The sequence below is a fragment of the Thalassospira sp. genome (assembly GCF_040218635.1).
Lineage (GTDB): Bacteria > Pseudomonadota > Alphaproteobacteria > Rhodospirillales > Thalassospiraceae > Thalassospira.
Window position 1 is genome coordinate 319,450 of record NZ_JAVJRB010000012.1, and the last position, 26,141, is coordinate 345,590.

Genomic DNA, 26,141 nt, shown 5'->3' on the forward strand with positions numbered 1-26,141 from the left:
CGTAAATATGGCAAATCAACATTCTATTGTTTCCAAATAAGAACATGTGTGTTGCCCCAGCACCGGCTTGAGAGCCGATGCGCAGACTGTCATTCTCATTCCACATATTTTGCGATGCAGCATTGCAGGTCGCGACATGAACATGAGGGAAAAGACAATGTTTAACGTACTTAAAAAAGCCGGTGTTGTTCTGGCAATTACCGCGGGTCTTACGGGTGCCGCTGTTTCCGCACAGGCGGCAGAAACCTATAAACTGGATCCATCACATACCAGCGTCATCTTCATTGTGAACCATCTTGGTTTTTCAAATTATCAGGGACGTTTTGGTGGCGCATCGGGCGAAGTGACGATTGATCGCGACGATCTGGCCGCATCATCAGCCGAAATCACCATCGATCTGACCCAGGTTGATAGCGGTTTTGAAGGCCTTGATAACCACATGAAAACGGCTGATTTCTTTGATGTTGAAAATCACGGAACGGCAACCTTCAAAAGCACGTCTGTCGAGCTTACCGGTGATAACACCGCCAAAATCACCGGTGATCTGACCCTTCTTGGTCAGTCCAAACCACTGGTTCTTGACGTGACCCTGACCGGTGAAGGCGACCATCCGATGACCGGTGATCATATTCTTGGCTTTGCTGCCAATGGCACCGTGACCCGTTCGGAATATGGCATGACCTATCTGGTTCCGGCCGTTGGCGACGAAGTGACCTTGCAGATTTCTTCTGAGTTCCTGCTTCAGAAATAAGTTCGATATGCAGATGAATGGCGGGACTGGCTTGGATAAAGTCACCCGCCATTTTGTCTTTGTCGGTCTAAAGGACGGTTGCGATGGTGATTAAAAGTCATGAAAAGGGTTTTGGCGGTGTAACCAAAAGCCTGCATTGGGTGATGGCGGCATTGGTCATTACGGTGTTTTCCATTGGCTGGTATATGGATTTACTGCCGTTGGGCCTGGCCAAGCTTGAATGGATGTCGCGCCATAAGTCATTGGGTGTGACGGTTCTTAGCCTTGCTGTGTTGCGCATTGTCTGGCGGTTGTGCGAGCCAACCCCAAAGGCCCTTGGCAATCACAAAATCGAACGTCTGGCGGCGAAGCTTGGCCATCTTGGGTTATATGGCGTGATGATCGCGATGCCGCTTTCGGGTTGGGTCATGTCATCGGCGGCAAATTTCCCGGTCAGTGTGTTTGGCCTGTTCACCCTGCCAAACCTTGTTGCCCCCAACAAGGAGCTGTTTGAGACCTTGCGAACCGTGCATTGGGCATTGTCATGGGCGATTGTTGGCCTTGTTGGCATCCACATCGCCGCCGCCCTGAAACATCATTTCATCGACCGCGACGCGACACTGCGCCGCATGTTGCCACACGGTGCTGCCACTAAAGGAAGCGCCAACCTGTCAGAGGATCAAAGCAATGTCTAAGATACTGAAAAACATTCTGGCAGCAGGCGTAATGGCCAGCGTCGTTGGATTTGTCGGTTCCGCGCAGGCGGCCGATGAATGGGTTGTCGATGCCACTGATAGCGAGATCGAATTTAAGGGAACCCAGCTTGGCGCCGAGTTTGAAGGTGAGTTTAAGGCCTTCACTGCGACCATCGTGTTTTCTCCAGATGATCTTGCCGGATCGTCGGTCAGTGTTTTGATCGATATCGCATCGGTTGATACCCAGAATAGCGATCGCGATAGTCAAATCGTCTCGCCCGACTGGTTTGATGCCGGGCAATGGCCCACAGCCCAGTTCGTGACAAAGTCGTTTAGCGAAATTTCACCGGGCAAGTATCAGGCGGTTGCCGATCTGACGATCCGTGATGTGACGCGCGAAGTTACGTTGCCATTTGATCTTGAGATCACCGGCGATAAGGCCGAGGCCAAAGGCGAAGTCATCATCAAGCGAACCGATTTTGGCGTTGGCCAAGGCCAATGGAGCGATACCGCGCAAGTCGGCGATGATGTCACGATTGAAATTGAGATCGAAGCGGACCGTAAATAACCAAGCCCGAACAGATATATAACTCAACGCAAAAACCGCCCCGTGAGATACGGGGCGGTTTTTTGTTGGCGTTTGCTCTGTTCCGGTTTCTTAAATCACATCGTTAGGCTGTGGCACTTTTGCGAAGGTCCGCCAGGAAGCTTTCGACAGCTTCGTCAAGCGAGCGGGCTTCATCGACCAGTTTTTCAGCCGAATGAGAAAGCTGTGCCGTGCCAGACGTCACACGACCAGCATTTTCATTCACCGTTTCAATCCGCTGGGAGACTTCGCTGGTGCCGTTTGCCGCCTGCGAGACACTGCGCGAGATTTCGCCGATTGCGGCATGCTGTTCTTCAACAGCGGCAGCAATCGCGGTTGAGCTATCAGCGACCTGTGCGATGGTTTCGGAAATCAGCCGGATCGCTTCGACGGCTTCGGCGGATTCATTTTGCACCGAGAGGATTTGCTGATTGATTTCTTCGGTTGCCTTGGCAGTCTGGTTGGCAAGGTTTTTGACCTCGGATGCGACCACGGCAAAGCCTTTGCCTGCATCACCGGCACGGGCGGCTTCGATCGTGGCATTGAGGGCCAGAAGGTTGGTCTGTTCGGCAATGTCACCGATCAGTTTTGCAACATCGCCGATTTTCTGGGCGGCGTCGGCAAGGCCGGCGACCGTTTCATTGGTGCGCGCGGCTTCCTGATTGGCCCGGTTGGCGACATCGGCCGATTGCGAGATTTGATGGGCGATTTCGTCAGAAGATGCGGTGAGTTCTTCGGTTGCGGCCGAGACGGCCTGGACATTGGCCGATGTCTGGGTTGTGGCCGCGGCAACAGCCGCAGAAAGGCTGCTATTTGTGTTGCTGGCTTCTTCCATATTGGCCGTTGCCTGCTTCATCTCCGAGATCGAAACCGAGATCGCCTTGATCAGGCCTTTGACCCGTTTTTCAAGGCTGTTGGCCATGTCCAGCACGCTCGAACGGCGTTTTTCATCGGCGTCGGTTTCAAGCTGTTTCTGGCGCGATTGCAGATCATGGTTTTGTTGCGCCTGTTTGCGGAAGGCGACAACCGTTTTTGCCATGTCACCGACTTCATCGCGGCGGTCCTGACCTTCAATTTCACCCGTCAGGTTCCCGTCAGCAATATGGGTCATGCGGGTTGAAAGTTTGCGCAGGCCCGATGTGATATCGCGTCCGATCAGCATGCCGATACAGGCAATAAGAAGGATGATGACGGCACTGATGGCGATCAGTTTTGTCGCGCTTTGATAGAAGATTTCGTCAACATCGTCGATATAGATGCCGGTTCCGATGACATGACCCCATGGCAGCGTTTGAGAGAAGGACAGTTTTTCAAATGTAAGGTCCTTGTCTTCACCCGGTTTTGGCCAGAAATAGGATGAAAAACCGCCGCCGGGTTTGAGGCCGACTTCAACCAGATTGCGGATGAAAAACGTCCCGGTCGGGTCTTTGGTATCACCCATGGGTTTGTTGGTCAGTGCGGCGTTCGCGCCATGCATGACCATCACGCTGTCTTTATCAAGGGCAAAGAAATACCCCGTGCCATCGTCATAGCGCCCCGCAGCCATTTCGGCATAGAAGGCGGCGATTGCGGCGTCCTGATCCATTTCTTTTGCCGTGACCTTGGCTTGGTAATCGTCGGCCAAGGAGACTGTAAATTCTGTAAGAGACTGAATTTTTTCTTTGCGGTCTTCAAGCAGGATGGTGCGCAGGCTTAAAAGTTCAAACGCGGTAATACCGATCAGGCCGACTAATGCAAAAACCGAAAGAATAGTGATCTTATGGCCGATTTTTATTTGTTGTAGCATCGACGTTTCTCCGAAGAACTTGGTCTTGGGGCTGGAAAAGTCACCAGTGCTAGACGATGTCCGATAAAATGATCCTTAAGTATATGATTCTATACGTAGGAAGGGGTTTAACCCAATTGGCGATCTGGACTGCAAGTTTCAATAAGATGTCGAAAATAAACACGTGCCATAACCCAAAAAACGCCTGACATCAGAATGTGATGCAGGCGTTTTTTGGGTTTAGATCGAACGGTTCAGGAGCGTCGGCATTCCGCAAGTTGCATCGGCGCAAAATCGCGTGTAATGGGCCCGCAATTAACCCAGTCGGGTTTTAAGGAATTTGACGGCAATCATGATGCCGTCTTCGTCAATGCCGTGCTGTAAATTGGGGCGTTCATGCAAGGCAACGTCAATGTCGTTGGCACGCAAGGTTTCCGTTGCAAGGCGCGATGCTTCAATCGGGACGACCGGATCAGCCGTGCCATGGATCAGAACCATCGGCGGGCGGGATTTTAGCTCAGCAGCAAAGGCGGCTTCGCCCAGAAGGGCACCGGAAAAACCGACGACGCCCGCGATCTGTTTTTCACGGCGCGGGGCGGCTTGCAGCGACATCATGGTGCCTTGCGAAAACCCGATCAGGGCAATCTTGTCTTCGGTGATGCCATGGGTTTCCATCACATGATCGATGAAATCATGGATGTAGGATGCGTTTTTATTCGCCCCTTCGGCCATGGCTGCAAGCGCACCGGACATGGTTTCAGGCGCGCGGCGCAAAAATTCAGGATCATATTCGGCAAGACTGAACCATTGGCGACCAAACGGCGACATTTCGCACGGGAAGGGCGCGTTTGGCGAATAGAATGTCGTGTAGGGCAGGGCGCGAGCGAAATGCGGTGCCAGGCCAATCAAATCATTCCCGTCGGCGCCATAGCCGTGCAGCAAAATAACCACGCTTTTGGTGGTGCCCGATGTGGCGGGCAATGTCGGCCCGGACAGTAATGTGTTGGTGCTCATTATGACTTTCCTGATTATTCCTTTGTCCCTGCTTAGCAATGCAATCGAAGGACCACCAGCAATTTTTGCACTGCACCGCATCTGAGTGATTTGGGGAGCGCATTGTTCGGGCGTGCTTGAATGCTCAGCCTGTGGATAAAATTGTGGATGAATTGCGAGGTATAATAAGAATTTCGGAATATTTCCGGGTGTTTTTCTACTTTGTGATGAGATTGCTATGCCTTGGTATAGGGATTTGGAATTCTCCCTATTACGCGGTGTTGAATCTGTGAAAAGAAAAAGATCTATTTAAAACAATGAATTACCATGAGTGTTCGACGGATCATGTCATCTGGTATTTCAAAATAGCTTGTTGGTCGTCGAAAAATGGAAACCGAATTCCGCGAAAAGGTAGGTGCAGGAGATCGGGAAATTCAACGATGTGGATTTTTTGAGTACCGGAAGGCAAAAAACCCGTCTTTTGCCTTGCCTTAATGTGTGTAACAAGAAATCTTCCGGTTCACCGGAACGCCCCACAGCATCGATTTGATGAGAGACCGAGATGAACCGCACGCGCCGCTGGTTCGGCAAAGGGGATCGACGTGTTTTAGCGTTGACCCTGCCGATTATTCTTTCCAATGCAACGGTTCCCCTGCTGGGTGCCGTTGATACGGCTGTTGTCGGTCATCTTGACAGTCCGCATTACCTTGGTGCGGTGGCAATTGGTGCCTTGATCTTTTCCTATGTGTTCTGGAGTTTCGGCTTTTTACGCATGGCAACGACGGGTCTGGCCGCACAGGCCTATGGCCGTCGTGATCCCAACGGGGTGCGCGCGGTTTTCGCCCGTGCCGCGTTGATTGCAATTGTCGCCGGGCTTGCCGTGATGGTTTTGCAATGGCCGATCATTGAATTGGCCATGTCGCTGATTGCGCCGACGCCTGCGGTTGAAGCCGCCGCACGGGACTATTTTCATGTCCGCATCTGGGCATCGCCTGCGACCTTGATGCAATATTGCATGCTGGGCTGGTTGCTTGCCATGCGTGATAGCAAGGCGGTGTTTATCTTTCAGGTGGTTTTAAACTCGCTCAACATCATCCTTGATATTCTGTTTGTCCAAGGATTTGGTTGGGATGTGCGCGGGGTTGCCGGGGCGACTGTTATTGCCGATTATTCCGGTGTGGTGCTGGGGTGGTTCCTGATGCAGAAGCATCTCAAACGGCTGGGCGGCAGTTGGCGCGGGATTGGAATCCTTGATCGGGTGCAGCTTGCCAAGCTGATGAAGATCAATGGCGATATCTTTATCCGCACCATGGCGCTGACATCGGCCTTTGCGCTGTTTACCAGTTTTTCCGCCCGGTTTGGCGAAGTCACCTTGGCGGCCAATGCGGTTTTGCAGAACTTTTTGATGTTCGGGTCTTTTGCGCTGGATGGCTTTGCCCATGCGGCAGAAACCCTTGTCGGGCAGGCTTATGGTGCGGAGCGGCGCAAGCAGTTCTTATGGGCGGTCCGCAAAACAACGATCTGGGGCATTGTGTCGGCCTTGGCGATGGCGGTTGTGTTTGCAGCTATCGGCCCATGGGTGATTGATGCATTGACCAGTATCGAAGAAGTCCGTGCGGCATCGTATGAATATCTGCTTTGGGCGGTCATTCTGCCCATCACGGGCGTGCTTGGTTTTCAGTTTGATGGCGTGTTTTTGGGCGCCATGCAGACCAAGCAATGGCGCAACATGATGTTGGTCTCGGTCGCGATTTACGGGGTGTTTGCGTGGATCGCGGTCAGCATGGGCAGCAACCATATGCTGTGGGCCGTTTTTAACGGGTTCTTTTTACTGCGCGGGGTGACCTTGGCCGTGCTGTTCCCGACGATCATTCCGGATCGTCGTAAGGCAGTCGCCTGAGACAGCATATCAGATCACGTCTGCCGATCCGTATTGGGCGGCATTCAGATGATATGGCGATTGGCGTTGGTGCGGGGAGTTAGTCGGTTTCAGCGACGGGAAGTGTCGTGCTGTTTTTGACTTCATGCAGGGTGAAGCTTGATTTCATATTGGCGACACCGGGCAGCTTCATCATGACTTCGGACAGGAAACGCTGATAAGAGGCCGGATCAGGCACGACGATGCGCATCATATAATCCTGATTGCCGACCATGGCATAGCAATCAACGATTTCCGGATGTTCCTGCACGGCGGTTTCAAACCGGCGGAGCGACGGTTCATCATGCTGGGTAAGCGACACCGTGACAAAGACATTCACACCAAGATGAAGATGCGACGGGTTGAGAAGGGCGACATATTTGCGGATGACGCCGCTTTCTTCAAGCTTGCGCAGACGCCGCAGGCAGGGGGAAACGGACAGGCCAACCTTGTCAGCCAATTCGACCATGGAGATTCGCCCGTCTTCCTGAATTTCACGAAGAATTTTGCGATCAATTGCGTCGAAACCGTTGCGCGCCATGGCGTGCCACACTCCTTTGGACGATAAAATACTGGCCGAAAATCAAGCCCGTTTACATCAGATAATTGTTGGCATCATTTGCCAAAATTACAATCATCTGTAAGTGTTTTCTGCTGCGCGATAAGCCATGACTTGGCGTTTCTGTCAATCTTTGCGTCGTTCAAGACCGTATTTTTTACACTGTATAAGTGTTGTTGAATGGATCCTGACCCTGTTGCATTCATCTCTATTGCACTTGCCAGAACAGATGAATGCCAGTATGTCGTTCAATTCCTTGGAATGCTTGGCTTTGTGAGCAGTCGCAGCGGAACTTATCATTGCCGTGTCCTACCTTCGCAGTATAGTATAATCGTACCAATTTACTTATTTTGATTGTGGTTATTCTCCTGTCGGGAGTTGGGAGAGGTTGGCCAAAGCCAGCCACGTTATGGAAAGGCACATATGGTGGACGCTGCGCAAAATACGCCGGGATATAACCTGGTCACGATTGGCGAGCATAAAATCAATATCCGTCCGGCAGTTGTTGCGGATTTGCAAAATGTCGTTGGTCTTGATGACCGGACAACGGGATTGCGGAAACCGGAATATTGGGACGATCTGTACACCCGATATGGCAACCGCAAAGATTCCCGTTTCTTCCTGATTGCAGAAGAAGACGGCAAACTGCTTGGCTGTATTTTCGGCGAAGTGCGTTCCTGGGAATTCAATTCGGTTCCATGTGGCTGGGTCGGGACGGTAAGTGTCGAGCCGAACCTGCGTATGGGGGGGATTGGTACGATTTTGTATAACGAACTGTGCCGCTGCTTCCGCAAGGCCGGTGTGACCAAAATCCGGACCATGATCCCGCGTGATGCCACCGATCTTATGTCTTTCTTCCGGTCCCAAGGCATGATGGCAGGCCCGTTCATTCAGCTTGAAACCGATATGGAAGAGGGGGCTTAAGCCATGATGTCTTTGCAAAAGGCAACCTTGTTTGCCCTTTATGCCGTTTTGGAACTGGCCGAAGACACCGACCGTCAGCTTTCAGCATCGGAAATTGCCGAACGCTACAGCATATCGACCAACCATCTGGCAAAGGTCCTGCGCGATCTTGGCCGGGCGGGACTGGTTGAATCGGTGCGTGGTGCCGGGGGCGGGTATCGTTTCTGTGGCAATGCCAAGCGCACCACACTTTTAGATGTGGTGCAATTGTTTGAAGAAGTCGGCACAGGCCCGTCAAACAGCATTGTGCAAAATACAAATGCCGGTTCGGCCCTCGCATTGGTGATGGACGAGATCGAAGAGATCACCCATGCCACGTTGCTGTCGATTACGATTGAAACCATGCTTAAACTGATGCGCAAGCGTCGCCCGGAAAAGCAGAAACCAACTTCGACCGGATTGTTCCGCGCGGTATAACGCAGCACAACAATCAGTTTGAACAGCAAAAAGGCCGTCAGAAAAATCTGACGGCCTTTTTGATTTGGTTTGAAACAGGCAGCTTAGCTTTCGCTTGGTGCTGAAGCTGTTTCAGATGCGTCGCCGGTGTCCGCAGCAGCAGCCTTGGGGGCTGCTTTCTTGCGTGGACGGCGCGGCGCACGTTGTTTCTTTTCTTCGGTCTTGGCCGGTGCCGGTGCTGCTTCAGCCGATGATGGTGCAGCAGGTGCAGCAGATGTCGGTGCAGAAGTCTCGTCGGCCGGGCTTGCGTTTTCGACCGGTGCCGTATCTGCGGCCTTTTTAGCCGGACGGCGCGGTGTTTTTGCGCGGGTAGAGCGTGGTGATTTTGCCGCCGGTTTCCGTGTCGCCGGGGCCTTTACAGGTTCCTCAACGTCATCAGATGGTTTGCGGCCAAGGCTGGATGCCGGAACCGGGGTCAGCAAGAACGCCGGAACATGATCGCCAAAGCCGATACCCGGTTTGTCATCGCGGTCATCGCGATCACGGCGGTTATTATTGCGGTTTGAACGGTCATTGCGATCATTACGCTCATACCGATCGTTGCGGTCATTGTTGTTGCGTGTTTCGCGCGGTGCCGGGGCTGCTGCCTTTTGCGGTTCAGTCCGTGCAGGTGCCTGTGCCGGGGCAGCGGGTGCTGGTGCGGCCGGTGCAGCAGCAGGTGCGGCCTTGGCCGGTTCCTGCGGTGCAGAAGACGGCTGCGTTGACGCAGATGCATCACGGTCACGCTGTGGCCGTGCCGGGCGGGCAGAACGTTCCGGTTTGTCATCACGTCCGGCAGGCTTGCGGCTTTTCTTGTTGCGGCGTTTTTTGCCGGTAAAGTCGAGCTCAAGCGTTTCAATGCCGTCAAGTTCGGTCAGCGGAATATCCATGCTGATGGATTTATTGATCGCTGCGACCAGTTTGCCGTCTTCGGGCACGGCAAGGCTGTAGGCCTTACCTGCGCGGCCTGCACGGCCGGTACGACCGGTACGGTGAACGTAATCTTCGGCATTGAACGGGACGTCGAAGTTAAACACGTGCGATACGTCGGCAACGTCAATACCGCGTGCGGCAACATCCGAGCAAATCAGCAGCGTGATTTCGCCGGATTTGAATTTGGCCAGCGTTTCGGTACGTTCGCTTTGTGCCAGATCGCCATGCATGCGACCGGCATTAAAGCCGTGCTTGGTCAGCGATTTGAACAGAATGTCGACGTCTTTTTTGCGGTTACAGAACACAAAGGCGTTCTTGACGTCTTCGGCACGGATCAGACGGCGAAGGGCTTCGCGCTTGTCCATGTCGTCAATGACAAGAAGCTTGTGTTCCACCGTGGTCGCCATGGTCGAAGGCGGTGATACGGTGATTTCTTTTGGATTGGACAGGAATTTGTCCGCAAGGCGTCGGATTTCCTTGGGCATGGTCGCCGAGAAGAAAAGCGTCTGGCGCTGCTTGGGCAGCATGTTGACGATTTTTTCAATGTCGGGGATGAAGCCCATGTCGAGCATGCGGTCAGCTTCGTCGATCACAAGCAATTTGCAATCAGAGAGCAGAAGCTTGCCACGTTCAAACGTATCGATCAGGCGTCCTGGCGTCGCGATGATCACATCAGCGCCTTTTTCCAGAATTTTGCCCTGCTCGGAAGCGGACTCGCCACCGATAATCAATGCTTTGGACAGTGACAAATATTTGCCATAGGTGTCGAAGTTTGCCGCCACCTGCGTCGCAAGTTCGCGGGTCGGTTCCAGAATGATCGACCGTGGCATCCGCATGCGCGCCCGGCCGTGATGCAAGATATCAAGCATCGGCAAGGTGAAGCTGGCTGTCTTGCCCGTCCCTGTTTGTGCACAGCCCAGAATGTCGCGTGCCATAAGCACCGACGGAATTGCTTGTGCCTGAATGGGGGTCGGGGTGTCGTAGCCGGCGTCTGCAACGGCTTTGAGGATATCTTCGCTCAGACCGAGATCGGCGAAATTCATATGGTTCGTTTTCCCGCAATGATATGCGTTGAAGTTAATCGAGTGCTATAAAAGCTGTTTGGGTCGTAAAGCGAAGACTTAATTAAGTCAAGAAAAACGCCGTAAAAAACGTGTTGAAAACCGATTTCGCACCCGCCGAGAGGCTTGTTCGCAACAGTTTGGCAGCGTAACCTGCAAAAATACATAAAGATCAGGGGAGAAAAGCCGTGCTGATGAATGCCGCGCGTTCAAGTTTGCTTATCATCGATGTTCAGGAAAAACTCTATCCTGCCTGTCAGGAACCCGAACAAACAATCGCCAATTGCCGTTTTTTGGTGACATGTGCCAATCGGCTTGGTGTGCCGGTGATTGTCACCGAACAGTATCCCAAGGGACTTGGCCATACAGCACAGCCCATTCTTGATCTGCTGGAAAAACCAGACGATGCGGTAGATGGCGGCAATGTCGTGAGCAAAATCGCATTTTCCGCCATTCCGGCAGACGGTTTCATCGAAAAGATGGAAGAAAATGCCGGTCGTGATCAGGTCGTTGTTGTCGGGATGGAAACCCATGTCTGTGTTTTGCAAACCGTGATGGAACTGATCGAACGTGGCCGGGATGTTTACGTTGTCGCAGATGCGGTCACATCACGCAGCATGCATGACAAGATTTTCGGGCTGGAGCGGATGCGCGATGCCGGGGCCAAGATCGTCACACGCGAAAGCGTGATGTTTGAATGGCTGCGCGTTGCCGGGACTCCGGAATTTAAGGAACTGAGCGCGCTGATCAAATGACGCCAGTGACCGATCAGGTGGCTCATGATGGCGGGCATGTGTCCGGCGATGGCATGCCGGTCGTGTTTTTGTCAGGCATGCTGGCCGATCAACGCATGTGGCAGCCCGCCCTTGCGGCATATGACGAGCTTGATGGTTCCCGTAACGCGATAGCGCCGGTTTTCTGCGAGCTGTTTGACCAAGACACGATTGCCGATATGGCGCGGGTGGTTTTGGCGGCTGCGCCAAAGCGGTTTGCGCTGGTGGGCATGTCGATGGGGGGCTATGTCGCGTTTGAAATTCTGCGACGGGCCCCGGATCGGATCAGTCATTTGATGTTGGTCAACACCCGCGCGACTGAAGATGCCCCGGCCATTCGGCGACGGCGGATGTTATTGGCGCATCTGGTGGCGGAAAATACCCCGTTCAAGGGCGTAAATGACGCGATGCTCGATGATTTGATCCATCCCGATAACCGAAATGATGACGACCTGATCCGGCTTTTGACCGAGATGGCCGATGCATGCGGGCCGGATGTGTTTAAACGCCAAAGCAAAGCCGTGGCCGAAAGACCCGACAGTTTGCCGGTCCTGGCCGATATCACCGTGCCATGCTGTGTCATGGTGGGCGAGGCGGACCGCGTCATCAGCCCGGAAAGCCACCGGGATATGGCAAATGCCATCACCGGGGCATCGTTTGTCACGGTGCCCGGTGCAGGACATTATGTGCCGCTTGAAACCCCGGATGTATTTGCGCGCAGCTTAAGCGATCTTCTGGCGCGTTAAGACCGAGTGTCGCCGTTAGCAAACCGCCATCATCGGGGAGCAATATCTGTCGTTATTCTTGCGCAAATGCATCGGGAAGAGCTGATAGCTGATGGTGTCGGCACTGTTTCTAAGTTGCTGTTCGAAGTCAGTCTGAACGAAGCGTGCGCGGGTTCCCGAAATGATATCGTCGCCCGAACAGAAACCGAACCGGACAATCACCCGATCCGCTGTCGTATCCGTGCCCGTTGATTGCGGATCGGTGCAAAGACCATCGCGCATGGTGCTTTGGGTCGGGCTTACGACAACGACAAGACGGTTTTCGGGTTTGATCGTTTGATTGTCGGCAATGTCGGTGGCGTCCGTGACATAGGTCAGACGCGGCGCATAGCCGTGATTGGAAAGGGCGGTTATCCATGTTTCATCAGGGAAGGTGTCATCCTGATCGACGATTTCAAGCATCATGATCTGGCTTGGTGCGCCCGCAACCTTGAAGCTTTGAACTTCACTGACATCGTAAAACGGGGCCTCGATAAGGGCCGCGCCACAGGCGCTGAGCAGGGACATCGCGCCCACAGCCGCGAACGACGACATTTTACGAAGATTAAGCAGTCTGCGCGAGATCATTGGATTTCTCCTTTGACGGGTTTTTCTTATCTTACGGTCGCACGGCCAAAGATGGATGACAAAAAACGTGAGGTCACGTCATCGTTATCACAAAAATCCTGCGCGAGCCCCTAAAACACCGATCTGCCAATGGCACGGATCAGCATTTCAAGCGCGCGGATGCCTGCTGCCGAGTTGCCCCGTCCATCAAGGCGTGGGGACCAGACACAGACTGAAAACTCGCCTGGCACAATCCCGATGATCCCGCCGCCAACGCCGCTTTTGGCGGGGATGCCGACCGTAAAGGCGAAATCACCAACCCCGTCATACATGCCGCATGTCAGCATCAGGGCATTGATGCGTCGGGTTTCTTCGGCGGCGATGACCGTTTGCCCATCAATGCCGACACCTTTATTGGCAAGGAAGAAGGCTGCGCGCGCCATTTCGCGTGTCGTCATGGCGACGGAGCATTGTTTGAAATAGGCCCGCACCACGTCTTCAACCGGGTTGTCGAGCTTGCCGAAACTTTTCATCAGATAGGCAATGGCCCGGTTGCGGTCGCCGTGCAGGTCTTCGGACAGATACATCGTGTTATCGACCCGGATATCGGGATTGCCACTGAGCTGCCCGAGAAATTCCGCAACCGAGCGATCCGGATTGGCATAGCGCGATGTGATCAGGTCTGCCACCCGGATGGCCCCGGCATTGATAAACGGATTGCGCGGAACACCGTTTTCCTGTTCGAGCTGTATCAGAGAATTAAAGGCCGAGCCGGATGGTTCACGCCGGACAGCCTGCCAAAGAGCGTCACCATGGGCACGTTGGGCCAGTACAAGGGCGAACATTTTCGAAATGCTCTGGATCGAGAAGGGCTGATCGGCCATGCCAATGGCAAATTCCTGCCCGTCGGTTCCACGGATTACCATTGCAAAATGATCATCCGGCACGTCCGACAGGGCGGGGATGTAATCTGCCTTACGCGCGTCACCAAAGTCTTCTTTGGCGACATGGTCGGCGATCTGTTCAAGGATGGTGGCATAATTGTGCGGCATTATGCGATCCTGTTTTGGTATGGCTGGGGAAAGCGGACAAAAAACCCGGCACAAAAGGCCGGGTTTTTTATATTGGTCAAGTGCCGGTTTAAACGTCGATATCTTCGACGAAGCGAGCATGTTCCTGAATGAACTGGAAACGAAGTTCCGGCTTTTTACCCATCAATCGGGTGACCAGATCCTTGGTTTGACCGCGTTCATCGGGCAGAGCAGCATCGGGCAATGTCACACGCAGCAAGGTGCGTTTTTTATGCGCCATCGTGGTTTCGCGAAGCTGCTGCGGGGGCATTTCACCCAGACCCTTAAATCGGGAGATTTCGACCTTGGACGGGTTTTTAAATTCGCCGTGCAAGATGGTTTCTTTTTCCGCGTCATCCATCGCATAGATCGACTTTCCGCCCTGGGTCAGGCGATATAGCGGTGGCATGGCAAGGTAAAGATGGCCGCTTTCGATCAGTCCGGGCATTTCCTGATAGAAGAAGGTCATCAGAAGGGATGCGATATGCGCGCCATCGACGTCTGCATCGGTCATGATGATAACGCGTTCATAGCGCAGATCACTGATGCGGAAATCAGACCCTGAACCGCAGCCAAAGGCTTCGATCATGTCTTTGATTTCCTGATTGGCCATCATCTTTTCGTAGGTCGCAGACGCCACGTTCAGAATTTTACCGCGCAGCGGCAAGACAGCCTGTGTTTCGCGATCACGGGCCTGCTTGGCGGAACCGCCTGCAGAATCACCCTCGACCAGGAAGATTTCGGTGCCAGCCGCGATGGATCGCGAACAGTCGGCAAGCTTGCCCGGAAGACGCAGGCGGCGGGTGGCCGATTGACGTTTGGTTTCTTTCTTTTCCTTGCGGCGCAGACGGTCTTCGGCGCGCAGGATGATGCGTTCAAGAAGCTTTTTGGCGTTTTCAGTATCGCCGGTCAGCCAATGGTCAAAATGGTCACGAACAGCGGTTTCAACCAGCTTGGTCGCACCCTGTGTGCCGAGTTTTTCCTTGGTCTGGCCCTGAAACTGCGGGTCTGGAATGAACAGCGACAGCATGACAAAGCCACCGCCAAAGATATCTTCGGCGGTGATGGCGGCGGCCTTTTTCTGACCGGTCATGTCGCCATATGATTTGATGGCCTTGGTCAGGGCATAGCGGAAACCGGCTTCGTGGGTGCCGCCAAGCGGGGTCGGGACGGTGTTACAATAAGAATGGAAATAGCCTTCGCCACTTTCGGGCCAGCCAATTGCCCATTCCACCCGTCCGGCACTTTCACTGAACTTGGCTTCACCGGCAAAGGGGCGTTCGGTGATCAGGTCGCGGCCTTGTAGCGTCATCTCAAGATAATCGAGAATCCCGTTGGGGAATTTCAGGACTTCTTGCTGCGGGGTCGGGTCGTCGCTTGTCAGCAAGGACGGATCAACCGACCAGCGGATTTCAACACCCTTGTAAAGATAGGCCTTGGAGCGTGCCATGCGGAAAATGGTCGCGGCTTTAAGCTTTAAGCGCGAACCGAAAATTTCCGGGTCGGGGCGGAAAATTACCGTTGTTCCGCGACGGTTGGAAACCGTGCCGCCATCCTGAAGGGGGCCCAAAGGGGTGCCTTTGGAATATTCCTGAAACACCAGTTTGCGATCACGCGCAACTTCAACGCGGAACATATCGGTCAGTGCGTTCACGACAGACATACCCACACCGTGCAAACCGCCCGATGTTTCATATGCCTTGCCCGAAAACTTACCGCCTGAATGCAGCGTGGTCAGGATGACTTCAAGGGCCGATTTATCCGGAAACTTCGGATGCGGGTCGGTTGGAATACCGCGCCCGTTATCGCGGACAAGAACGGTGTTGTCCGGTTTCAGTTCCAGTTCGATCCAGTCAGCGTGCCCTGCGACAGCTTCATCCATCGAGTTATCAAGGATCTCTGCGACCAGATGATGCAATGCTGCATCATCCGTGCCACCGATATACATACCGGGACGGCGTCGGACAGGCTCTAGGCCTTCAAGAACTTCGATATCCTTGGCGGAATAAGCTTGATCTGTGGATTGGTTTGAATCTTCAAAAAGGTCGGTCATGCCCCGGAACGCAACTTCTTTTATTGTTTTAAAACAAGGTCCATCGCCGCATATCTGTTGATCGATATTGAAGGGTTGGATGCCTCGACGTTAAACGAGTACCATATAGTTACTGGTCTGTGCCATATGTCGGTTAACACAGCCCATAAAAATGTGTTTTCACGTCCAATGCAAGGGGTGGTCTTTCAATGCGATCACATTTTCTTGGCAAGGCGCAGAAAACCGTGACCGGGAGGTCCAATAAAAAAATGGCATGCTATATTGTGCATGTCGAAAACAGGAGTGAGCCTGATGGCGATTGAGAATGAGCAAACAAAAACGGTCGAAAACACCATGCCGCGCGGGGATTTATGTACCCGGACACTGGCGATGCCAGCCGACACCAACCCGAGCGGGGATATTTTTGGCGGTTGGCTGATGTCGCAGATGGATATTGCCGGTGGTGTTTTGGCAAGCCAGATCGCCGAAGGCCGTATCGCAACCATCGCCGTTGATGGCATGACATTCCTGCGCCCGGTCTATGTCGGGGATACGGTATGTGTGTATGGCGATATCGAACGGATCGGCAATACATCAATCGTTTTGCATCTGGAAAGCTGGGTGCTGCGCCGCAATCAGCCGCCGCGCATCAAGGTCACAGAAGCAACCTTTACCTTTGTCGCGATTGACGCCGAAGGCCGTCCGCGGCCGGTGCGGGTAGATGAGGATCAGGCATAACAGCATAGGTTGAGGTGCGGGTGGCTTGTGCGGAGTTGGCTCTGAGATGTGAGCAAGCTTTGTTCATGCCACTATGTATCGAGCAAGTCAGGCTTTTCGCGGCCTAGAATACGCATGATGTGCACGGAATTTTCATCTGTGCGGTAATAGATGGTGTGTGCCCCAAATATGCAACGGCGATAACCCGCGCGGATGGCGTCTATCGCCTGATATCGTCTTCTGCAAGTTTGCTGAGATGGAACGAAGGCATCAGGATTTGATGTCAGCTTTGACAGCGGTGCGAATGTCTTCCTTACTCATGGTGGAAGGTCCGCTTTCTTCCGCAGCGATCAGTGCGCCGCGGACACGCTCAAGCTCGGCCATTCGCATTTGCTTTTCACGCAGGGCTTCGCGGACGATTTCGCTGTCGGAAGCATACTGGCCAGTGGCAAGCTGCGCTTGTATCCATGCTTCCTGCGTTTCGGTAACGGTAATGCTTTTTTTGATCATAAAGTGATCTCCCGAGGACTGTTATCCTACTTTATCCTACCGTCTTTGGGCCTAGGGGACAAATGATTGGTTGTGGGTAAAACGACAAAAGCCCCGTCTGTGATGTTCAGGCGGGGCTTTTTATGCGCGTGCGCCGGAATTACCAGCTTGCCTTCGCCACACGGATGAAGTTTTCACCCATGATTTTATCAACGTCATCGGTTGAGTAGCCGATTGATATCAAGGCATCGGCGAGGGCAGGGAGCTTGCGCGGGTCAAACACGGCAGCACCGCCTGCACCGGGGCCATAGCCGCTTGTGACCGGCCAGTAATGGGCGCGGTCGACGCCATCGGGGAAATCATCACATCCGGCGACGGACGGCATGGTATCAAGCCCGATGCCGACATGGTCGATCCCGACCAGTTTCACGGCATAGTCGATATGTTTGATCATATCGGGGACTTCGGGGGCGTTGTGCGATTTGATAAAACGCTGGAACCCGCAAATGCCGATTACCCCGCCGGTATCGGCGCAAGCCTTGATCTGTTCATCATCAACGCAGCGTTCATGCCCCCCAAGCACCTTGGGGTTGGCGTGGCTGAACACGACCGGTTTGGTCGATACCCGCATGATATCAAGCGAGCTTTGCCGTCCGGTGTGCGAGCAATCCATGATCATGCCATTGGCATTGACCGATTTGACCATTTCAACGCCAAGATCGGTCAGGGGGATATCAACATCGTGACAGCCGCCCGCGACCGAATTGTTGCGGTTATAGGCAAAGTGGATCTGTTTGACACCAAGCTTGGCAAAAACCGGGATCATATCGGGCATGTCCTGCAGCATGACCGATCCTTCAAGATCAAACCCGACGCCAAGCAATCCCTTTTCCTTGGCAATTGCCAGATCATCGAACTGTTCGATCTGCATGTATTTGTCGGGATGGGCCGCGATTTTCGCACGGAAGGCCGCAATGACACGCATGATATGCGCGATGCTGTTCATATCCATGCCGACATTGACACAGACATAATCGACATTGCCCGCGATATATTCATCCAGAAGGCTGGCCGGGGTTTTCGGATCAAGCGGCAGGCAGGCATGGGCATCCCAGGTGAAGCTTGGGCGGTAGGTTGGTTCGCGTTTGGCGGTGGTGGCGATATTCATTCAAACAAATCCTGTTTTGGCGTCCCGGCGGATCAATCCCAATCGACAAAGGTATCGACAACCGCCCGGTCATATCCCCCCGCAGCCTTATAAAGCTGTTGGGAGTATGGGTGTTCAAGCGTTCCCTCGGCAAGCTGTTCGGCGGTGGCGCGTTCGACAATGCGGCCATGGTTCATGATGGCGATATCGTCGCACATATGGGCAACCACGGCGAGATCGTGACTGACCATGATATAGGTCAGGCCAAGTTCACGGCGCAAACGGCCCAGAAGGTTCAGGACTTCGGCCTGAATAGAGACATCCAGTGCCGATGTCGGCTCATCAAGTAGCAGGATTTTCGGTTCCAGAATAAGCGCACGCGCAATCGCCACACGCTGGCGTTGACCGCCGGATAACTGATGGGGATAGCGGAAGCGAAACGCGTTATCTAGCCCGACCTGATTTAGGGCCTCGACTACGCGGGAATCGGAATTGCCAAGCCCGTGAATATCAACCGGTTCGGTCAGAATGCGGTCGATGGTATGACGGGGATGGAGGGAGCCAAACGGGTCCTGAAACACCATTTGCACCAGACGGTAAAAGGACTTGTCGCGTTTATCGCCCAGTTGCTTGTTATTGACGACAATGTCGCCTTCCCAGTCATCGACAAGGCCGGTGATGGTGCGAAGGACCGTCGATTTACCCGAACCGGATTCGCCGACCAGACCAAAGGATCCGTTTTTAGGGACTTTGATATCAACATCCTTGAGGACGTGATTGTCATCGAACCAAGCATTCAACTTACTAATTTCGATCATGGTGTTTTCTTATCCCTCTGCCCAGCTTGCTTCACGTTCAAGGATTGGCAGATCGGAATGATCACCATCCATTTTCGGCAAGCAGTTCAAAAGGCCCTTGGTATAGGGGTGTTTGGCATTATGCAGTTCGGATGCACGGATTTCTTCGACAACATGGCCCTGATACATCACCAGAACCCGGTCGCAGAAACTTGAAACCAGTTGCAAATCATGACTGATGAAAATCAATGCCATGCCGCGATCCCGCACCAGATCATCCAAAATCGCCATGACTTGAAGCTGAACCGTGACGTCCAAAGCGGATGTTGGTTCATCGGCAATGATCAATTCCGGGTCCGGGATCAGCATCATGGCAATCATCACGCGTTGGCCCATACCGCCTGAAGTTTCATGCGGATAGGCGTTGAAAACGCGTTCCGGGTCGCGGATTTTAACCGCTTCAAGCATCTCCAACGCGCGGCGTTTGGCTTCTTTGGCGTTGACCTTGTGATGTTCGCGGTACGCTTCAATGATCTGATCGCCAATGGTCATGACAGGGTTCAGCGAATATTTCGGGTCCTGCATGATCATGGAGATGCGCGCACCACGGACCTTGCGCCATTGTTTTGGCGTCAGGGTCGCCAGATCAAGGTCGTGGAACTTCATTTCATCGGCGGTGATGCGACCATTGGCCGCCGTCAGGCCAAGGATGGCCCGCCCGGTTTGCGATTTGCCCGAACCGGATTCGCCGACAATCCCAAGCCGTTCGCGGCCTAGGTCAAAGGACACACCGCGCACGGCATGGACTTTGCCCTTGGGCGTATCAAAGGTCACTTCGAGGTTTTTGACCGATAGAAGGGTTTCGTTGCTCATGGATCAATCTCCGCCGCGTGGATCAAGAACATCACGCAGGCCATCACCCAAAAGGTTGAAGCCCAGACTGACAATAAGAATTGCTATGCCCGGAACGGTGGCAACCCACCACTGTTCAAGCAAGAACTGACGGCCATCGGAGACCATAGCCCCCCATTCAGGCATGGGCGGCTGTGCGCCAAGCCCCAGGAAACCAAGGCCGGCCGCAATCAGGATCATCCCGGCCATATCAAGGGTGACACGCACGACAAGCGAACTCATGCACATCGGTGTGATGTGACCAGTGATCAGGGCAAAGTTCGATGTGCCCTGAAGGCGGGCGGCTTCGATAAAGTCTGATTTGCGAACCGTGATGGTTTCCGCCCGGGCAATGCGGGCATAGGGTGGCCACGCAGTAACCGCGATGGCAAGAATGGCATTTTCAATTCCCGGTCCGAGGGCCGAGACAAAGGCCAGTGCCAAAATCAGTTTCGGGAAAGCCAGAAAGATATCGGTGATGCGCATCAAAACCGAATCAACCCATCCGCCAAAGAACCCGGCCGTCGTTCCGACCAGAAGGCCAAGCGGGGCGGCTGTAATGGCGACAAGCCCGACAATCAGCAAGGTATATTGCGCGCCATATATAACACGCGACAGAATATCGCGCCCTAATTGGTCAGTCCCGAACCAGTGTTCGGCACCTGGGGGCTGAATGCGGTTGGTAAGATCGGCTGCCAGCGGATCATAAGGGGCCAGAAGCGGCGCAAATATCGTCACCAAGATCAAACCAATGACGATCGACAGGCCAATCATGGCCAATTTGTTTTGCGAAAACTTGATCCAGCCCAGCCACGCACGGCCACATTTAGCCTGAAAACGTGATTGGGGCGCGTCGGCGATCAGCCACTGTTTCAAGCCGGGTTTTGCGAATTTGGAGATGTCTGTTTGTGTGGTCATTTTTTATCTCCGCGCCCGTGGATCAAGCAGGCGATACAGTACGTCTGAAAGCATGTTCACACTGATAAAGACCGCACCAACGACAACCGTGCCGCCCAGAACCGCATTCATGTCGGCATTAAGCAGGGAGTTGGTGATGTAAAGACCAAGGCCCGGCCATGCAAAGATGATTTCGGTCAGAACCGACCCTTCAAGCAGGTTGGCATAAGACAATGCAATCACGGTGACCAAGGGCACCATGACGTTGCCCAATGCATGGCGCCAGATGATGCGATGTTCGGAGATGCCTTTGACCCGTGCGGTCAGGATGTATTCCTGACTAAGCTGTTCAAGCATGAAGGACCGGGTCATGCGGGCAATATAGGCCAGCGAGAAATAGGCAAGGATGGAAGCGGGCAGAACTATATGCGACACGGCATTCCAGAACAGGTCCATGTCGCCTTCGATCAAGGTATCCACCAGCATCAAGCCCGTGGTCGGTTCAATGAAATCCATATAGAACGAATCAAGACGTCCCGGACCAGCGACCCAATCAAGCTTCATGTAAAAGACCAGAAGCCCCATCAGTCCGAGCCAGAAGATCGGCATGGAATGCCCGGCAAGGCCGATGACGCGGACAATGTGATCAGGCCATTTGCCTTTGTTGATCGCGGCAAAAACACCGGCCGGAATGCCGATGATGACACCCATAATGGTTGCAATGGTTGCCAGTTCAAGGGTGGCGGGGAAGACGCGTTTAATGTCTTCGATCACCGGGTTGGCGGTTAAAACCGACTGACCGAAATTCCCCTGAAGGACATTGGAAATATAAATAAAGAATTGCTGCCAAAGCGGCAGGTTAAGCCCCATTTCTTCGCGCACCCGGTCATAGACAGCTTGTGGGGCACGGTCGCCGACGGCGGCCAATACCGGATCGATCGGTAGAACGCGGCCAATCAGGAATGTAACCAGAAGCAGACCAAAAAATGTGATGGCCAGCGAAAAGACAATGCGCAGGAAGCTTGCAGCTTTGCCAGAAGAGAGACGGGCGCGTGTGCGCCCGTCCCGGTTTTTGCGTGTAACAGCGGACATTACGACCGTTGTCTCCTTCGTCAAAAATTAGTCTTTGGTCACAAAACGATAATAGTTGTTATCGAACGACGGGCCGAGGACGAAGTTGTTGACGTTACCGCGCATGGACGCGATTTCAGTTTCCTGGAACATCACAACAAACGGACCGTTTTCGAGAACCTGTTTCTGCAGGTCAACATACATGGCGGCACGTTTTGCATCGTCACGTTCAAGGGTTGCTGCATCGGTTGCTGCGGTCAGAGCACCAGCATCCCACGCATTACGCCATGCAAGCGGTTTTGCAGATGCATCGTCGGAGTTATCCGGGTTCCAGGCAAAGGTCGATGCGTTGGTGTGCGGATCCTGATAATCCGGGCCCCAGCGACCGATATAGATATCGTGCTGACGTGCGCGGTATTTGGTCAGGGTCTGTTTGCCATCGCCCGGAATGATTTCCAGATTGATGCCAGCCTGTGCCCAGGTTGCCTGAATCGACTGCGCCATTGCCATGATTGCGGTGGTGTTACGCGTATCCATGGTCACGCTGAAACCGTCAGCCAGGCCTGCTTCTGCGAGAAGCGATTTGGCTTTTTCGATATCAAGGCTGTACGGGTTTTCGTTATAGGCACCGAGGAAACCTTCAGGCAGGAAGGCCTGATGGATTTGCGAGCGACCAGCGAGAATGGTTTCGGAAATACCTTTGTAATCGACAAGATATTTCAGAGCTTCGCGGACTTTCGGGTTCGACAGATATTCATTTTTCTGCGACAGGCCAAGATACCAAAGCGCACCTTTACCTTTGGACATCAATTTGATGTCGTCGTCGCCCTTGATCGATGCCAACTGGTCGGCTTCAAGGTTACGCGCAATATCAATGTCGCCTTTTTCAAGCAGAAGCTGCTGGGATGCTGCTTCTTTGACGCTACGGATGATGACGCGCTTCATTGCAGGCGCGCCGTCCCAGTAATCGTCATTTGCGGTCAGGCTGAGGCTTTCACCCGCGGTCCATTTGTTCAGCTTGAACGGGCCGGAACCTGCATAGTTGGTTTTCAGCCATTCGTGACCAAGGTCGCCATCAACTTCATGGGCGAGAACTTCTTCTTTGTCGATCACTGCGCCGACACCTGCGGTCAGGCAATACAGAACGAAGCTTGGTGCGTATGGTTTGTCGAGTTCCATGACCAAGGTCGACTCATCGGTCGCACGGATTTTTTCTTTGACGTTGTCAGCCGTCAGGCCGAACTGTCCAAGAATGAAGGCCGGAGACTGATCGAGCAAAATCACGCGCTGGAGCGAGAAGGCCGCGTCTTCAGCAGTCAGGTCATTGCCCGATGCGAATTCGACGCCGTCACGGATTTTAAAGGTGAAGGTCTTGCCGTCTTCGGAAACTTCCCAGGTTTCGGCCAGAACGCCATAGATTTTCGATACATCGTCATTATCGAAACCAATCAGGCGGTCATAAGTGTTACCGGCATATTCCGCGCCCGAGAATTCGAAAATCTGGGCCGGATCAAGTGTGATGATGTCATCAATCGCGAATGCCATGACAAGGGCATTTTTCGGCGTTTCAGCCTGTGCCGCCATTGGAGCAGTCGCGAGTGCGGTCCCCATGACCAGCCCTGCAATTAGTTTGCGCATGATGCGCCTCCCGTTTTGTTGTTGTGGGACTGCAGGCCAAGGCGAGGACTGTAGGGCAGGAAACAACACCCCACTGGCGAAAGGATAAATATCAATCAGCCACGCAGTTTGCCGGTTCATGCCCACAGGCCCAAAAGTGGGGCGGCCTGCAAGTACTTCGTTTAATGCGTGTAAAGGTGAGCATAATTTATACGATTAATCAATGACCAGACGGTCAGGAATGCTGCAAAAATGCCCAAATGCCAGATTTTATCTGAATTACAAATCGGAATAGTTGATTAACTGCCAACCGTTGTGCGCATGCATTGTAATCGTGCTGTCGGGTTGGTCTTTATGAAGATGGCAAGGGCGGGGGAATGATTTTTGAGACAAAAAAAGCGCCAGCGGAAAACCGCGGCGCTTCTTTTTGTACGTCATTCCCATCGGGAGGGAATGGCGCGAGTGACGAGACTTGAACTCGCGGCCTCCGGCGTGACAGGCCGGCGCTCTAACCAACTGAGCTACACCCGCATGGTGCGTGGCGCGGTTTATATAAAGACCACCCAAAGCTGGCAAGTGTTTTCTGACAGATTTTCCAAAGAAAAATACATCACGGGATGTGGGTGCGGATGTGGTGCTGTGTTTGGTGGGGGATGTTTGAAAAACAAAAAAGCACCAGCGGAAAAACCGTGGTGCTTTTTTGTTTCATTCCCATCGGGAGGGAATGGCGCGAGTGACGAGACTTGAACTCGCGGCCTCCGGCGTGACAGGCCGGCGCTCTAACCAACTGAGCTACACCCGCATGGTGTGTGGCGCGGTTTATATAAGGGGTGGCACACTCTGGCAAGGGCTTTTTTGCAAAAAAAAGACCGTGCGTATTTCGTGCGGCGGAGAATCAAAAAATATCGCCTGATAACAAAGAGTTATGCTTTTAAACACGGGGGCCGAAATTGAAGACTTTTCGCGCCCATTCCAAGATTGGTTTTGGTCGATATTACGGGGTTTACCGAGGGGATGCCGAGGCAGGGGGGCGGTCATGAACCAAGCCGGTCATCACGGCTGATTTTTGAGACAAAAAAAGCGCCAGCGGAAAACCGCGGCGCTTCTTTTTGTACGTCATTCCCATTGGGAGGGAATGGCGCGAGTGACGAGACTTGAACTCGCGGCCTCCGGCGTGACAGGCCGGCGCTCTAACCAACTGAGCTACACCCGCATGGTGCGTGGCGCGGTTTTTAGCAGCCGGTCACCAGGGGCGCAAGCGGTTTTTAAGCCGGAATAAAAATTTCTTTCGATGTTCTTCCATGGGTAGAACCTGTTGCGCGGTTTGGTGCGTCAGGGTTCATTTTGAGGCGTGAAAGGTCGGATCAGCGGCCTGGACGCCGTTAAACATCGCAGCACAGAGGCCGCGATTGAATGATGTGCGGGAATTTTGAGGAGGGGTAGCGCAAGGAGGCTCCCCTTGCGTTTAAATGTCTATTCGCGTGGCTTTTCGTAGCGCTCTGCCAATTTGGTCAGGGCGGCAACGGTTGCCTGTTCAACGGTGGAGCCAAAGCCGGTCACGCGGCCCGCCAGAATGACATAGAGTGAGTCAATATGGAGCTGGGAAACAAGCAGCTGCTTTTCGTTTGCTGTTGTGCGATCTGCGACGAAATTTTCCATCGATTTGGCGATCTGGGTCATCAGCGGATACTGGAAGGTCCCGCCAAGGGCCTTAACCGAATAGGCCAGATCGGAGCATGCGGTAACGGCTTCGGGCCGTTTGGTTTTGTCACCAAGGGACTGAATGACCAGACGGCGGCAATCCATCAGATCTTTGCCGACGTCGCGGACAAACGTTTCGGAACTGCGCTGAACAACCTGTTCAAGTTCTTCAAGCTGCTCTGGGGACAGATTGATGTCAAAACCATTGATGAAATTGACAGCCCGCTGCTTCAAATCAGTCTGAGCAGGGATAATCTGTACGTTTTTTCTTTTCTTCGGTTCTTCCGGCTTCACGATTGCTCCGCTTCCCCAGTCAAAGTGGGTCATTACAGGCTCCTACGATCAGGGCCATCAAACTGGACCTGTCTGCGACGTCGGTCGGGGCCAAAATACGTTCCGGTATTTACGAAAACGCGTGGCCGGGCAATGACCGAAACCAATCGGCTATAAAGTGCCTTGGCATTAAACGGTTTTGCAAGAAATTCCGTAACCCCAAGGTCGCGCGCGGTGGTCACATATTTGTGTTCCGAATGCGCGGTCAGCATAATCACCGGAACAAACCGGTTCGGTGAATTGGTCGAATTGCGCATGACGTCAAGGAACTCAAGACCGTCCATGCCACGCAGTCGCCATTCACAGACAACAATATCGATTTTCTCGCTGCGTAAAATCTCAAAGGCATCATTTGGCGTTTTGACACGCTGAATGTGACTGGCACCGAGATATGCCAGTGTGTCGTAAACTACCTGAGCTGAAATCTTGTCCCCGTCAACGATCAGAAAACTGATTTTACTAAAGTCGATTTTCGCGTTCATCCGGCCTCGTTTCCTGAGCATCATAACGAATTGCGTCGCTGTTCAGGGCCCCCAACAGCAGCAAGTCACGTATATTGCTGTTGTATAAACCCTTATACCTTTGTCTGGTTTCCAGCAAGATTAAACCTTACCCGAAAGGGGCCGGAATTCTGACA

Annotated in this window: 26 protein-coding genes and 3 tRNA genes; 9 read left to right on the forward strand and 20 right to left on the reverse strand. The window is 53.3% G+C overall.

What is annotated here, in order from left to right; genetic code table 11:
- Positions 1-157 precede the first annotated feature (157 nt).
- From RIC05_RS15380 to RIC05_RS15390, 3 genes are all read left to right on the forward strand, one after another.
- On the forward strand, positions 158-751 hold the full coding sequence (locus RIC05_RS15380) for a YceI family protein (protein ID WP_350045563.1): 594 nt from the start codon (positions 158-160) through the stop codon (positions 749-751).
- Between the two features lie 83 nt (positions 752-834).
- Positions 835-1,425, forward strand: a complete 591-nt coding sequence (locus tag RIC05_RS15385; RefSeq protein WP_350045564.1) for a cytochrome b — start codon at positions 835-837, stop codon at positions 1,423-1,425.
- Positions 1,418-1,993 (forward strand): YceI family protein, encoded by a 576-nt coding sequence (locus tag RIC05_RS15390; protein WP_350045565.1) that lies wholly within the window; start codon positions 1,418-1,420, stop codon positions 1,991-1,993. The genes RIC05_RS15385 and RIC05_RS15390 overlap by 8 nt, the downstream gene beginning before the upstream one ends.
- A gap of 103 nt (positions 1,994-2,096) precedes the next feature.
- Here the strand turns inward: RIC05_RS15390 and RIC05_RS15395 are convergent, their stop codons facing one another.
- Both RIC05_RS15395 and RIC05_RS15400 read right to left on the reverse strand, forming a co-directional pair.
- On the reverse strand, positions 2,097-3,797 hold the full coding sequence (locus RIC05_RS15395) for a methyl-accepting chemotaxis protein (protein ID WP_350045566.1): 1,701 nt from the start codon (positions 3,795-3,797) through the stop codon (positions 2,097-2,099).
- Between the two features lie 294 nt (positions 3,798-4,091).
- On the reverse strand, positions 4,092-4,790 hold the full coding sequence (locus tag RIC05_RS15400) for an alpha/beta hydrolase (protein ID WP_350045567.1): 699 nt from the start codon (positions 4,788-4,790) through the stop codon (positions 4,092-4,094).
- A gap of 541 nt (positions 4,791-5,331) precedes the next feature.
- On the opposite strand from RIC05_RS15400, the gene RIC05_RS15405 reads away from it, so the two are divergent.
- Positions 5,332-6,669 carry an MATE family efflux transporter gene (locus tag RIC05_RS15405; protein WP_350045568.1) on the forward strand — a complete coding sequence of 446 codons (1,338 nt, stop codon included), beginning with the start codon at positions 5,332-5,334 and terminating at the stop codon, positions 6,667-6,669.
- A 79-nt stretch (positions 6,670-6,748) separates the two neighbouring features.
- Here RIC05_RS15405 and RIC05_RS15410 read toward each other — a convergent pair whose 3' ends face one another.
- On the reverse strand, positions 6,749-7,228 hold the full coding sequence (locus tag RIC05_RS15410; protein WP_350041277.1) for an Lrp/AsnC family transcriptional regulator: 480 nt from the start codon (positions 7,226-7,228) through the stop codon (positions 6,749-6,751).
- A 441-nt stretch (positions 7,229-7,669) separates the two neighbouring features.
- Between RIC05_RS15410 and RIC05_RS15415 the strand changes: the two genes are divergently transcribed.
- On the forward strand, positions 7,670-8,170 hold the full coding sequence (locus tag RIC05_RS15415) for a GNAT family N-acetyltransferase (protein ID WP_350045569.1): 501 nt from the start codon (positions 7,670-7,672) through the stop codon (positions 8,168-8,170).
- A gap of 3 nt (positions 8,171-8,173) precedes the next feature.
- The gene (locus tag RIC05_RS15420) at positions 8,174-8,626 is read left to right on the forward strand and encodes an Rrf2 family transcriptional regulator (RefSeq protein ID WP_350041275.1); all 453 of its coding nucleotides are present in this window, start codon (positions 8,174-8,176) and stop codon (positions 8,624-8,626) included.
- 83 nt (positions 8,627-8,709) lie between these two features.
- Here the strand turns inward: RIC05_RS15420 and RIC05_RS15425 are convergent, their stop codons facing one another.
- Complete coding sequence (locus RIC05_RS15425) at positions 8,710-10,620, reverse strand: DEAD/DEAH box helicase (RefSeq protein ID WP_350045570.1); 1,911 nt, start codon at positions 10,618-10,620, stop codon at positions 8,710-8,712.
- 212 nt (positions 10,621-10,832) lie between these two features.
- Here RIC05_RS15425 and RIC05_RS15430 point away from each other — a divergent pair, with 212 nt between their 5' ends.
- Both RIC05_RS15430 and RIC05_RS15435 read left to right on the forward strand, forming a co-directional pair.
- Positions 10,833-11,393: a hydrolase gene (locus RIC05_RS15430; protein WP_350046130.1), complete on the forward strand. Its 561-nt coding sequence runs from the start codon at positions 10,833-10,835 to the stop codon at positions 11,391-11,393.
- On the forward strand, positions 11,390-12,157 hold the full coding sequence (locus RIC05_RS15435; RefSeq protein WP_350045571.1) for an alpha/beta fold hydrolase: 768 nt from the start codon (positions 11,390-11,392) through the stop codon (positions 12,155-12,157). Before RIC05_RS15430 ends, RIC05_RS15435 begins: the two co-directional genes overlap by 4 nt.
- 15 nt (positions 12,158-12,172) lie before the next feature.
- Here the strand turns inward: RIC05_RS15435 and RIC05_RS15440 are convergent, their stop codons facing one another.
- From RIC05_RS15440 to parE, 3 genes are all read right to left on the reverse strand, one after another.
- Positions 12,173-12,763 (reverse strand): hypothetical protein, encoded by a 591-nt coding sequence (locus tag RIC05_RS15440; protein ID WP_350045572.1) that lies wholly within the window; start codon positions 12,761-12,763, stop codon positions 12,173-12,175.
- Positions 12,764-12,873: 110 nt separating this feature from the next.
- Positions 12,874-13,794, reverse strand: coding sequence for a glutaminase (locus RIC05_RS15445; protein ID WP_350045573.1), 921 nt, complete (start codon positions 13,792-13,794; stop codon positions 12,874-12,876).
- 88 nt (positions 13,795-13,882) lie between these two features.
- Positions 13,883-15,865: a DNA topoisomerase IV subunit B gene (gene parE, locus RIC05_RS15450; protein ID WP_350045574.1), complete on the reverse strand. Its 1,983-nt coding sequence runs from the start codon at positions 15,863-15,865 to the stop codon at positions 13,883-13,885.
- Positions 15,866-16,156: 291 nt separating this feature from the next.
- Here parE and RIC05_RS15455 point away from each other — a divergent pair, with 291 nt between their 5' ends.
- The gene (locus tag RIC05_RS15455) at positions 16,157-16,582 is read left to right on the forward strand and encodes an acyl-CoA thioesterase (protein WP_350045575.1); all 426 of its coding nucleotides are present in this window, start codon (positions 16,157-16,159) and stop codon (positions 16,580-16,582) included.
- Positions 16,583-16,653: 71 nt separating this feature from the next.
- On the opposite strand, the gene RIC05_RS15460 is transcribed toward RIC05_RS15455, so the two are convergent.
- From RIC05_RS15460 to RIC05_RS15520, 13 genes are all read right to left on the reverse strand, one after another.
- Complete coding sequence (locus RIC05_RS15460; RefSeq protein ID WP_350046131.1) at positions 16,654-16,857, reverse strand: type II toxin-antitoxin system RelE/ParE family toxin; 204 nt, start codon at positions 16,855-16,857, stop codon at positions 16,654-16,656.
- Entirely contained in the window at positions 16,832-17,071 is a 240-nt protein-coding gene (locus RIC05_RS15465) for a type II toxin-antitoxin system ParD family antitoxin (protein WP_350045576.1), read from the reverse strand. Before RIC05_RS15465 ends, RIC05_RS15460 begins: the two co-directional genes overlap by 26 nt.
- Before the next feature lie 139 nt (positions 17,072-17,210).
- The gene (locus RIC05_RS15470; protein ID WP_350045577.1) at positions 17,211-18,218 is read right to left on the reverse strand and encodes a dipeptidase; all 1,008 of its coding nucleotides are present in this window, start codon (positions 18,216-18,218) and stop codon (positions 17,211-17,213) included.
- 32 nt (positions 18,219-18,250) lie between these two features.
- A complete protein-coding gene (locus tag RIC05_RS15475) occupies positions 18,251-19,015 on the reverse strand; it encodes an ABC transporter ATP-binding protein (RefSeq protein ID WP_350045578.1) in 765 nt (254 codons plus the stop codon).
- 9 nt (positions 19,016-19,024) lie between these two features.
- On the reverse strand, positions 19,025-19,867 hold the full coding sequence (locus tag RIC05_RS15480; protein ID WP_350045579.1) for an ABC transporter ATP-binding protein: 843 nt from the start codon (positions 19,865-19,867) through the stop codon (positions 19,025-19,027).
- A gap of 3 nt (positions 19,868-19,870) precedes the next feature.
- Positions 19,871-20,803, reverse strand: coding sequence for a nickel transporter permease (gene nikC, locus RIC05_RS15485; RefSeq protein WP_350045580.1), 933 nt, complete (start codon positions 20,801-20,803; stop codon positions 19,871-19,873).
- Positions 20,804-20,806: 3 nt separating this feature from the next.
- The gene (locus tag RIC05_RS15490) at positions 20,807-21,874 is read right to left on the reverse strand and encodes an ABC transporter permease (RefSeq protein ID WP_350045581.1); all 1,068 of its coding nucleotides are present in this window, start codon (positions 21,872-21,874) and stop codon (positions 20,807-20,809) included.
- Between the two features lie 27 nt (positions 21,875-21,901).
- Entirely contained in the window at positions 21,902-23,491 is a 1,590-nt protein-coding gene (locus RIC05_RS15495; RefSeq protein WP_350045582.1) for an ABC transporter substrate-binding protein, read from the reverse strand.
- Positions 23,492-23,924: 433 nt separating this feature from the next.
- Positions 23,925-24,001: transfer RNA gene (locus RIC05_RS15500), tRNA-Asp, on the reverse strand.
- Positions 24,002-24,195: 194 nt separating this feature from the next.
- Positions 24,196-24,272, reverse strand: a tRNA-Asp gene (locus RIC05_RS15505).
- A gap of 334 nt (positions 24,273-24,606) precedes the next feature.
- A tRNA-Asp gene (locus RIC05_RS15510) sits at positions 24,607-24,683 on the reverse strand.
- 260 nt (positions 24,684-24,943) lie between these two features.
- Entirely contained in the window at positions 24,944-25,498 is a 555-nt protein-coding gene (locus tag RIC05_RS15515) for a transcriptional regulator (protein ID WP_350042557.1), read from the reverse strand.
- Positions 25,498-25,986 carry a response regulator gene (locus tag RIC05_RS15520; RefSeq protein WP_350042558.1) on the reverse strand — a complete coding sequence of 163 codons (489 nt, stop codon included), beginning with the start codon at positions 25,984-25,986 and terminating at the stop codon, positions 25,498-25,500. The genes RIC05_RS15515 and RIC05_RS15520 overlap by 1 nt, the downstream gene beginning before the upstream one ends.
- Positions 25,987-26,141: the final 155 nt, after the last annotated feature.

What these genes read in the sequence shown, in the direction of transcription:
- RIC05_RS15380 (WP_350045563.1), top strand. Translation starts at nt 158, where the DNA reads ATGTTTAACGTACTTAAAAAAGCCGGTGTTGTTCTGGCAATTACCGCG.
- RIC05_RS15385 (WP_350045564.1), top strand. Translation starts at nt 835, where the DNA reads ATGGTGATTAAAAGTCATGAAAAGGGTTTTGGCGGTGTAACCAAAAGC.
- RIC05_RS15390 (WP_350045565.1), top strand. Translation starts at nt 1,418, where the DNA reads ATGTCTAAGATACTGAAAAACATTCTGGCAGCAGGCGTAATGGCCAGC.
- RIC05_RS15395 (WP_350045566.1), bottom strand. Translation starts at nt 3,797, where the DNA reads ATGCTACAACAAATAAAAATCGGCCATAAGATCACTATTCTTTCGGTT.
- RIC05_RS15400 (WP_350045567.1), bottom strand. Translation starts at nt 4,790, where the DNA reads ATGAGCACCAACACATTACTGTCCGGGCCGACATTGCCCGCCACATCG.
- RIC05_RS15405 (WP_350045568.1), top strand. Translation starts at nt 5,332, where the DNA reads ATGAACCGCACGCGCCGCTGGTTCGGCAAAGGGGATCGACGTGTTTTA.
- RIC05_RS15410 (WP_350041277.1), bottom strand. Translation starts at nt 7,228, where the DNA reads ATGGCGCGCAACGGTTTCGACGCAATTGATCGCAAAATTCTTCGTGAA.
- RIC05_RS15415 (WP_350045569.1), top strand. Translation starts at nt 7,670, where the DNA reads ATGGTGGACGCTGCGCAAAATACGCCGGGATATAACCTGGTCACGATT.
- RIC05_RS15420 (WP_350041275.1), top strand. Translation starts at nt 8,174, where the DNA reads ATGATGTCTTTGCAAAAGGCAACCTTGTTTGCCCTTTATGCCGTTTTG.
- RIC05_RS15425 (WP_350045570.1), bottom strand. Translation starts at nt 10,620, where the DNA reads ATGAATTTCGCCGATCTCGGTCTGAGCGAAGATATCCTCAAAGCCGTT.
- RIC05_RS15430 (WP_350046130.1), top strand. Translation starts at nt 10,833, where the DNA reads ATGAATGCCGCGCGTTCAAGTTTGCTTATCATCGATGTTCAGGAAAAA.
- RIC05_RS15435 (WP_350045571.1), top strand. Translation starts at nt 11,390, where the DNA reads ATGACGCCAGTGACCGATCAGGTGGCTCATGATGGCGGGCATGTGTCC.
- RIC05_RS15440 (WP_350045572.1), bottom strand. Translation starts at nt 12,763, where the DNA reads ATGATCTCGCGCAGACTGCTTAATCTTCGTAAAATGTCGTCGTTCGCG.
- RIC05_RS15445 (WP_350045573.1), bottom strand. Translation starts at nt 13,794, where the DNA reads ATGCCGCACAATTATGCCACCATCCTTGAACAGATCGCCGACCATGTC.
- parE (WP_350045574.1), bottom strand. Translation starts at nt 15,865, where the DNA reads ATGACCGACCTTTTTGAAGATTCAAACCAATCCACAGATCAAGCTTAT.
- RIC05_RS15455 (WP_350045575.1), top strand. Translation starts at nt 16,157, where the DNA reads ATGGCGATTGAGAATGAGCAAACAAAAACGGTCGAAAACACCATGCCG.
- RIC05_RS15465 (WP_350045576.1), bottom strand. Translation starts at nt 17,071, where the DNA reads ATGATCAAAAAAAGCATTACCGTTACCGAAACGCAGGAAGCATGGATA.
- RIC05_RS15470 (WP_350045577.1), bottom strand. Translation starts at nt 18,218, where the DNA reads ATGAATATCGCCACCACCGCCAAACGCGAACCAACCTACCGCCCAAGC.
- RIC05_RS15475 (WP_350045578.1), bottom strand. Translation starts at nt 19,015, where the DNA reads ATGATCGAAATTAGTAAGTTGAATGCTTGGTTCGATGACAATCACGTC.
- RIC05_RS15480 (WP_350045579.1), bottom strand. Translation starts at nt 19,867, where the DNA reads ATGAGCAACGAAACCCTTCTATCGGTCAAAAACCTCGAAGTGACCTTT.
- nikC (WP_350045580.1), bottom strand. Translation starts at nt 20,803, where the DNA reads ATGACCACACAAACAGACATCTCCAAATTCGCAAAACCCGGCTTGAAA.
- RIC05_RS15490 (WP_350045581.1), bottom strand. Translation starts at nt 21,874, where the DNA reads ATGTCCGCTGTTACACGCAAAAACCGGGACGGGCGCACACGCGCCCGT.
- RIC05_RS15495 (WP_350045582.1), bottom strand. Translation starts at nt 23,491, where the DNA reads ATGCGCAAACTAATTGCAGGGCTGGTCATGGGGACCGCACTCGCGACT.
- RIC05_RS15515 (WP_350042557.1), bottom strand. Translation starts at nt 25,498, where the DNA reads ATGACCCACTTTGACTGGGGAAGCGGAGCAATCGTGAAGCCGGAAGAA.
- RIC05_RS15520 (WP_350042558.1), bottom strand. Translation starts at nt 25,986, where the DNA reads ATGAACGCGAAAATCGACTTTAGTAAAATCAGTTTTCTGATCGTTGAC.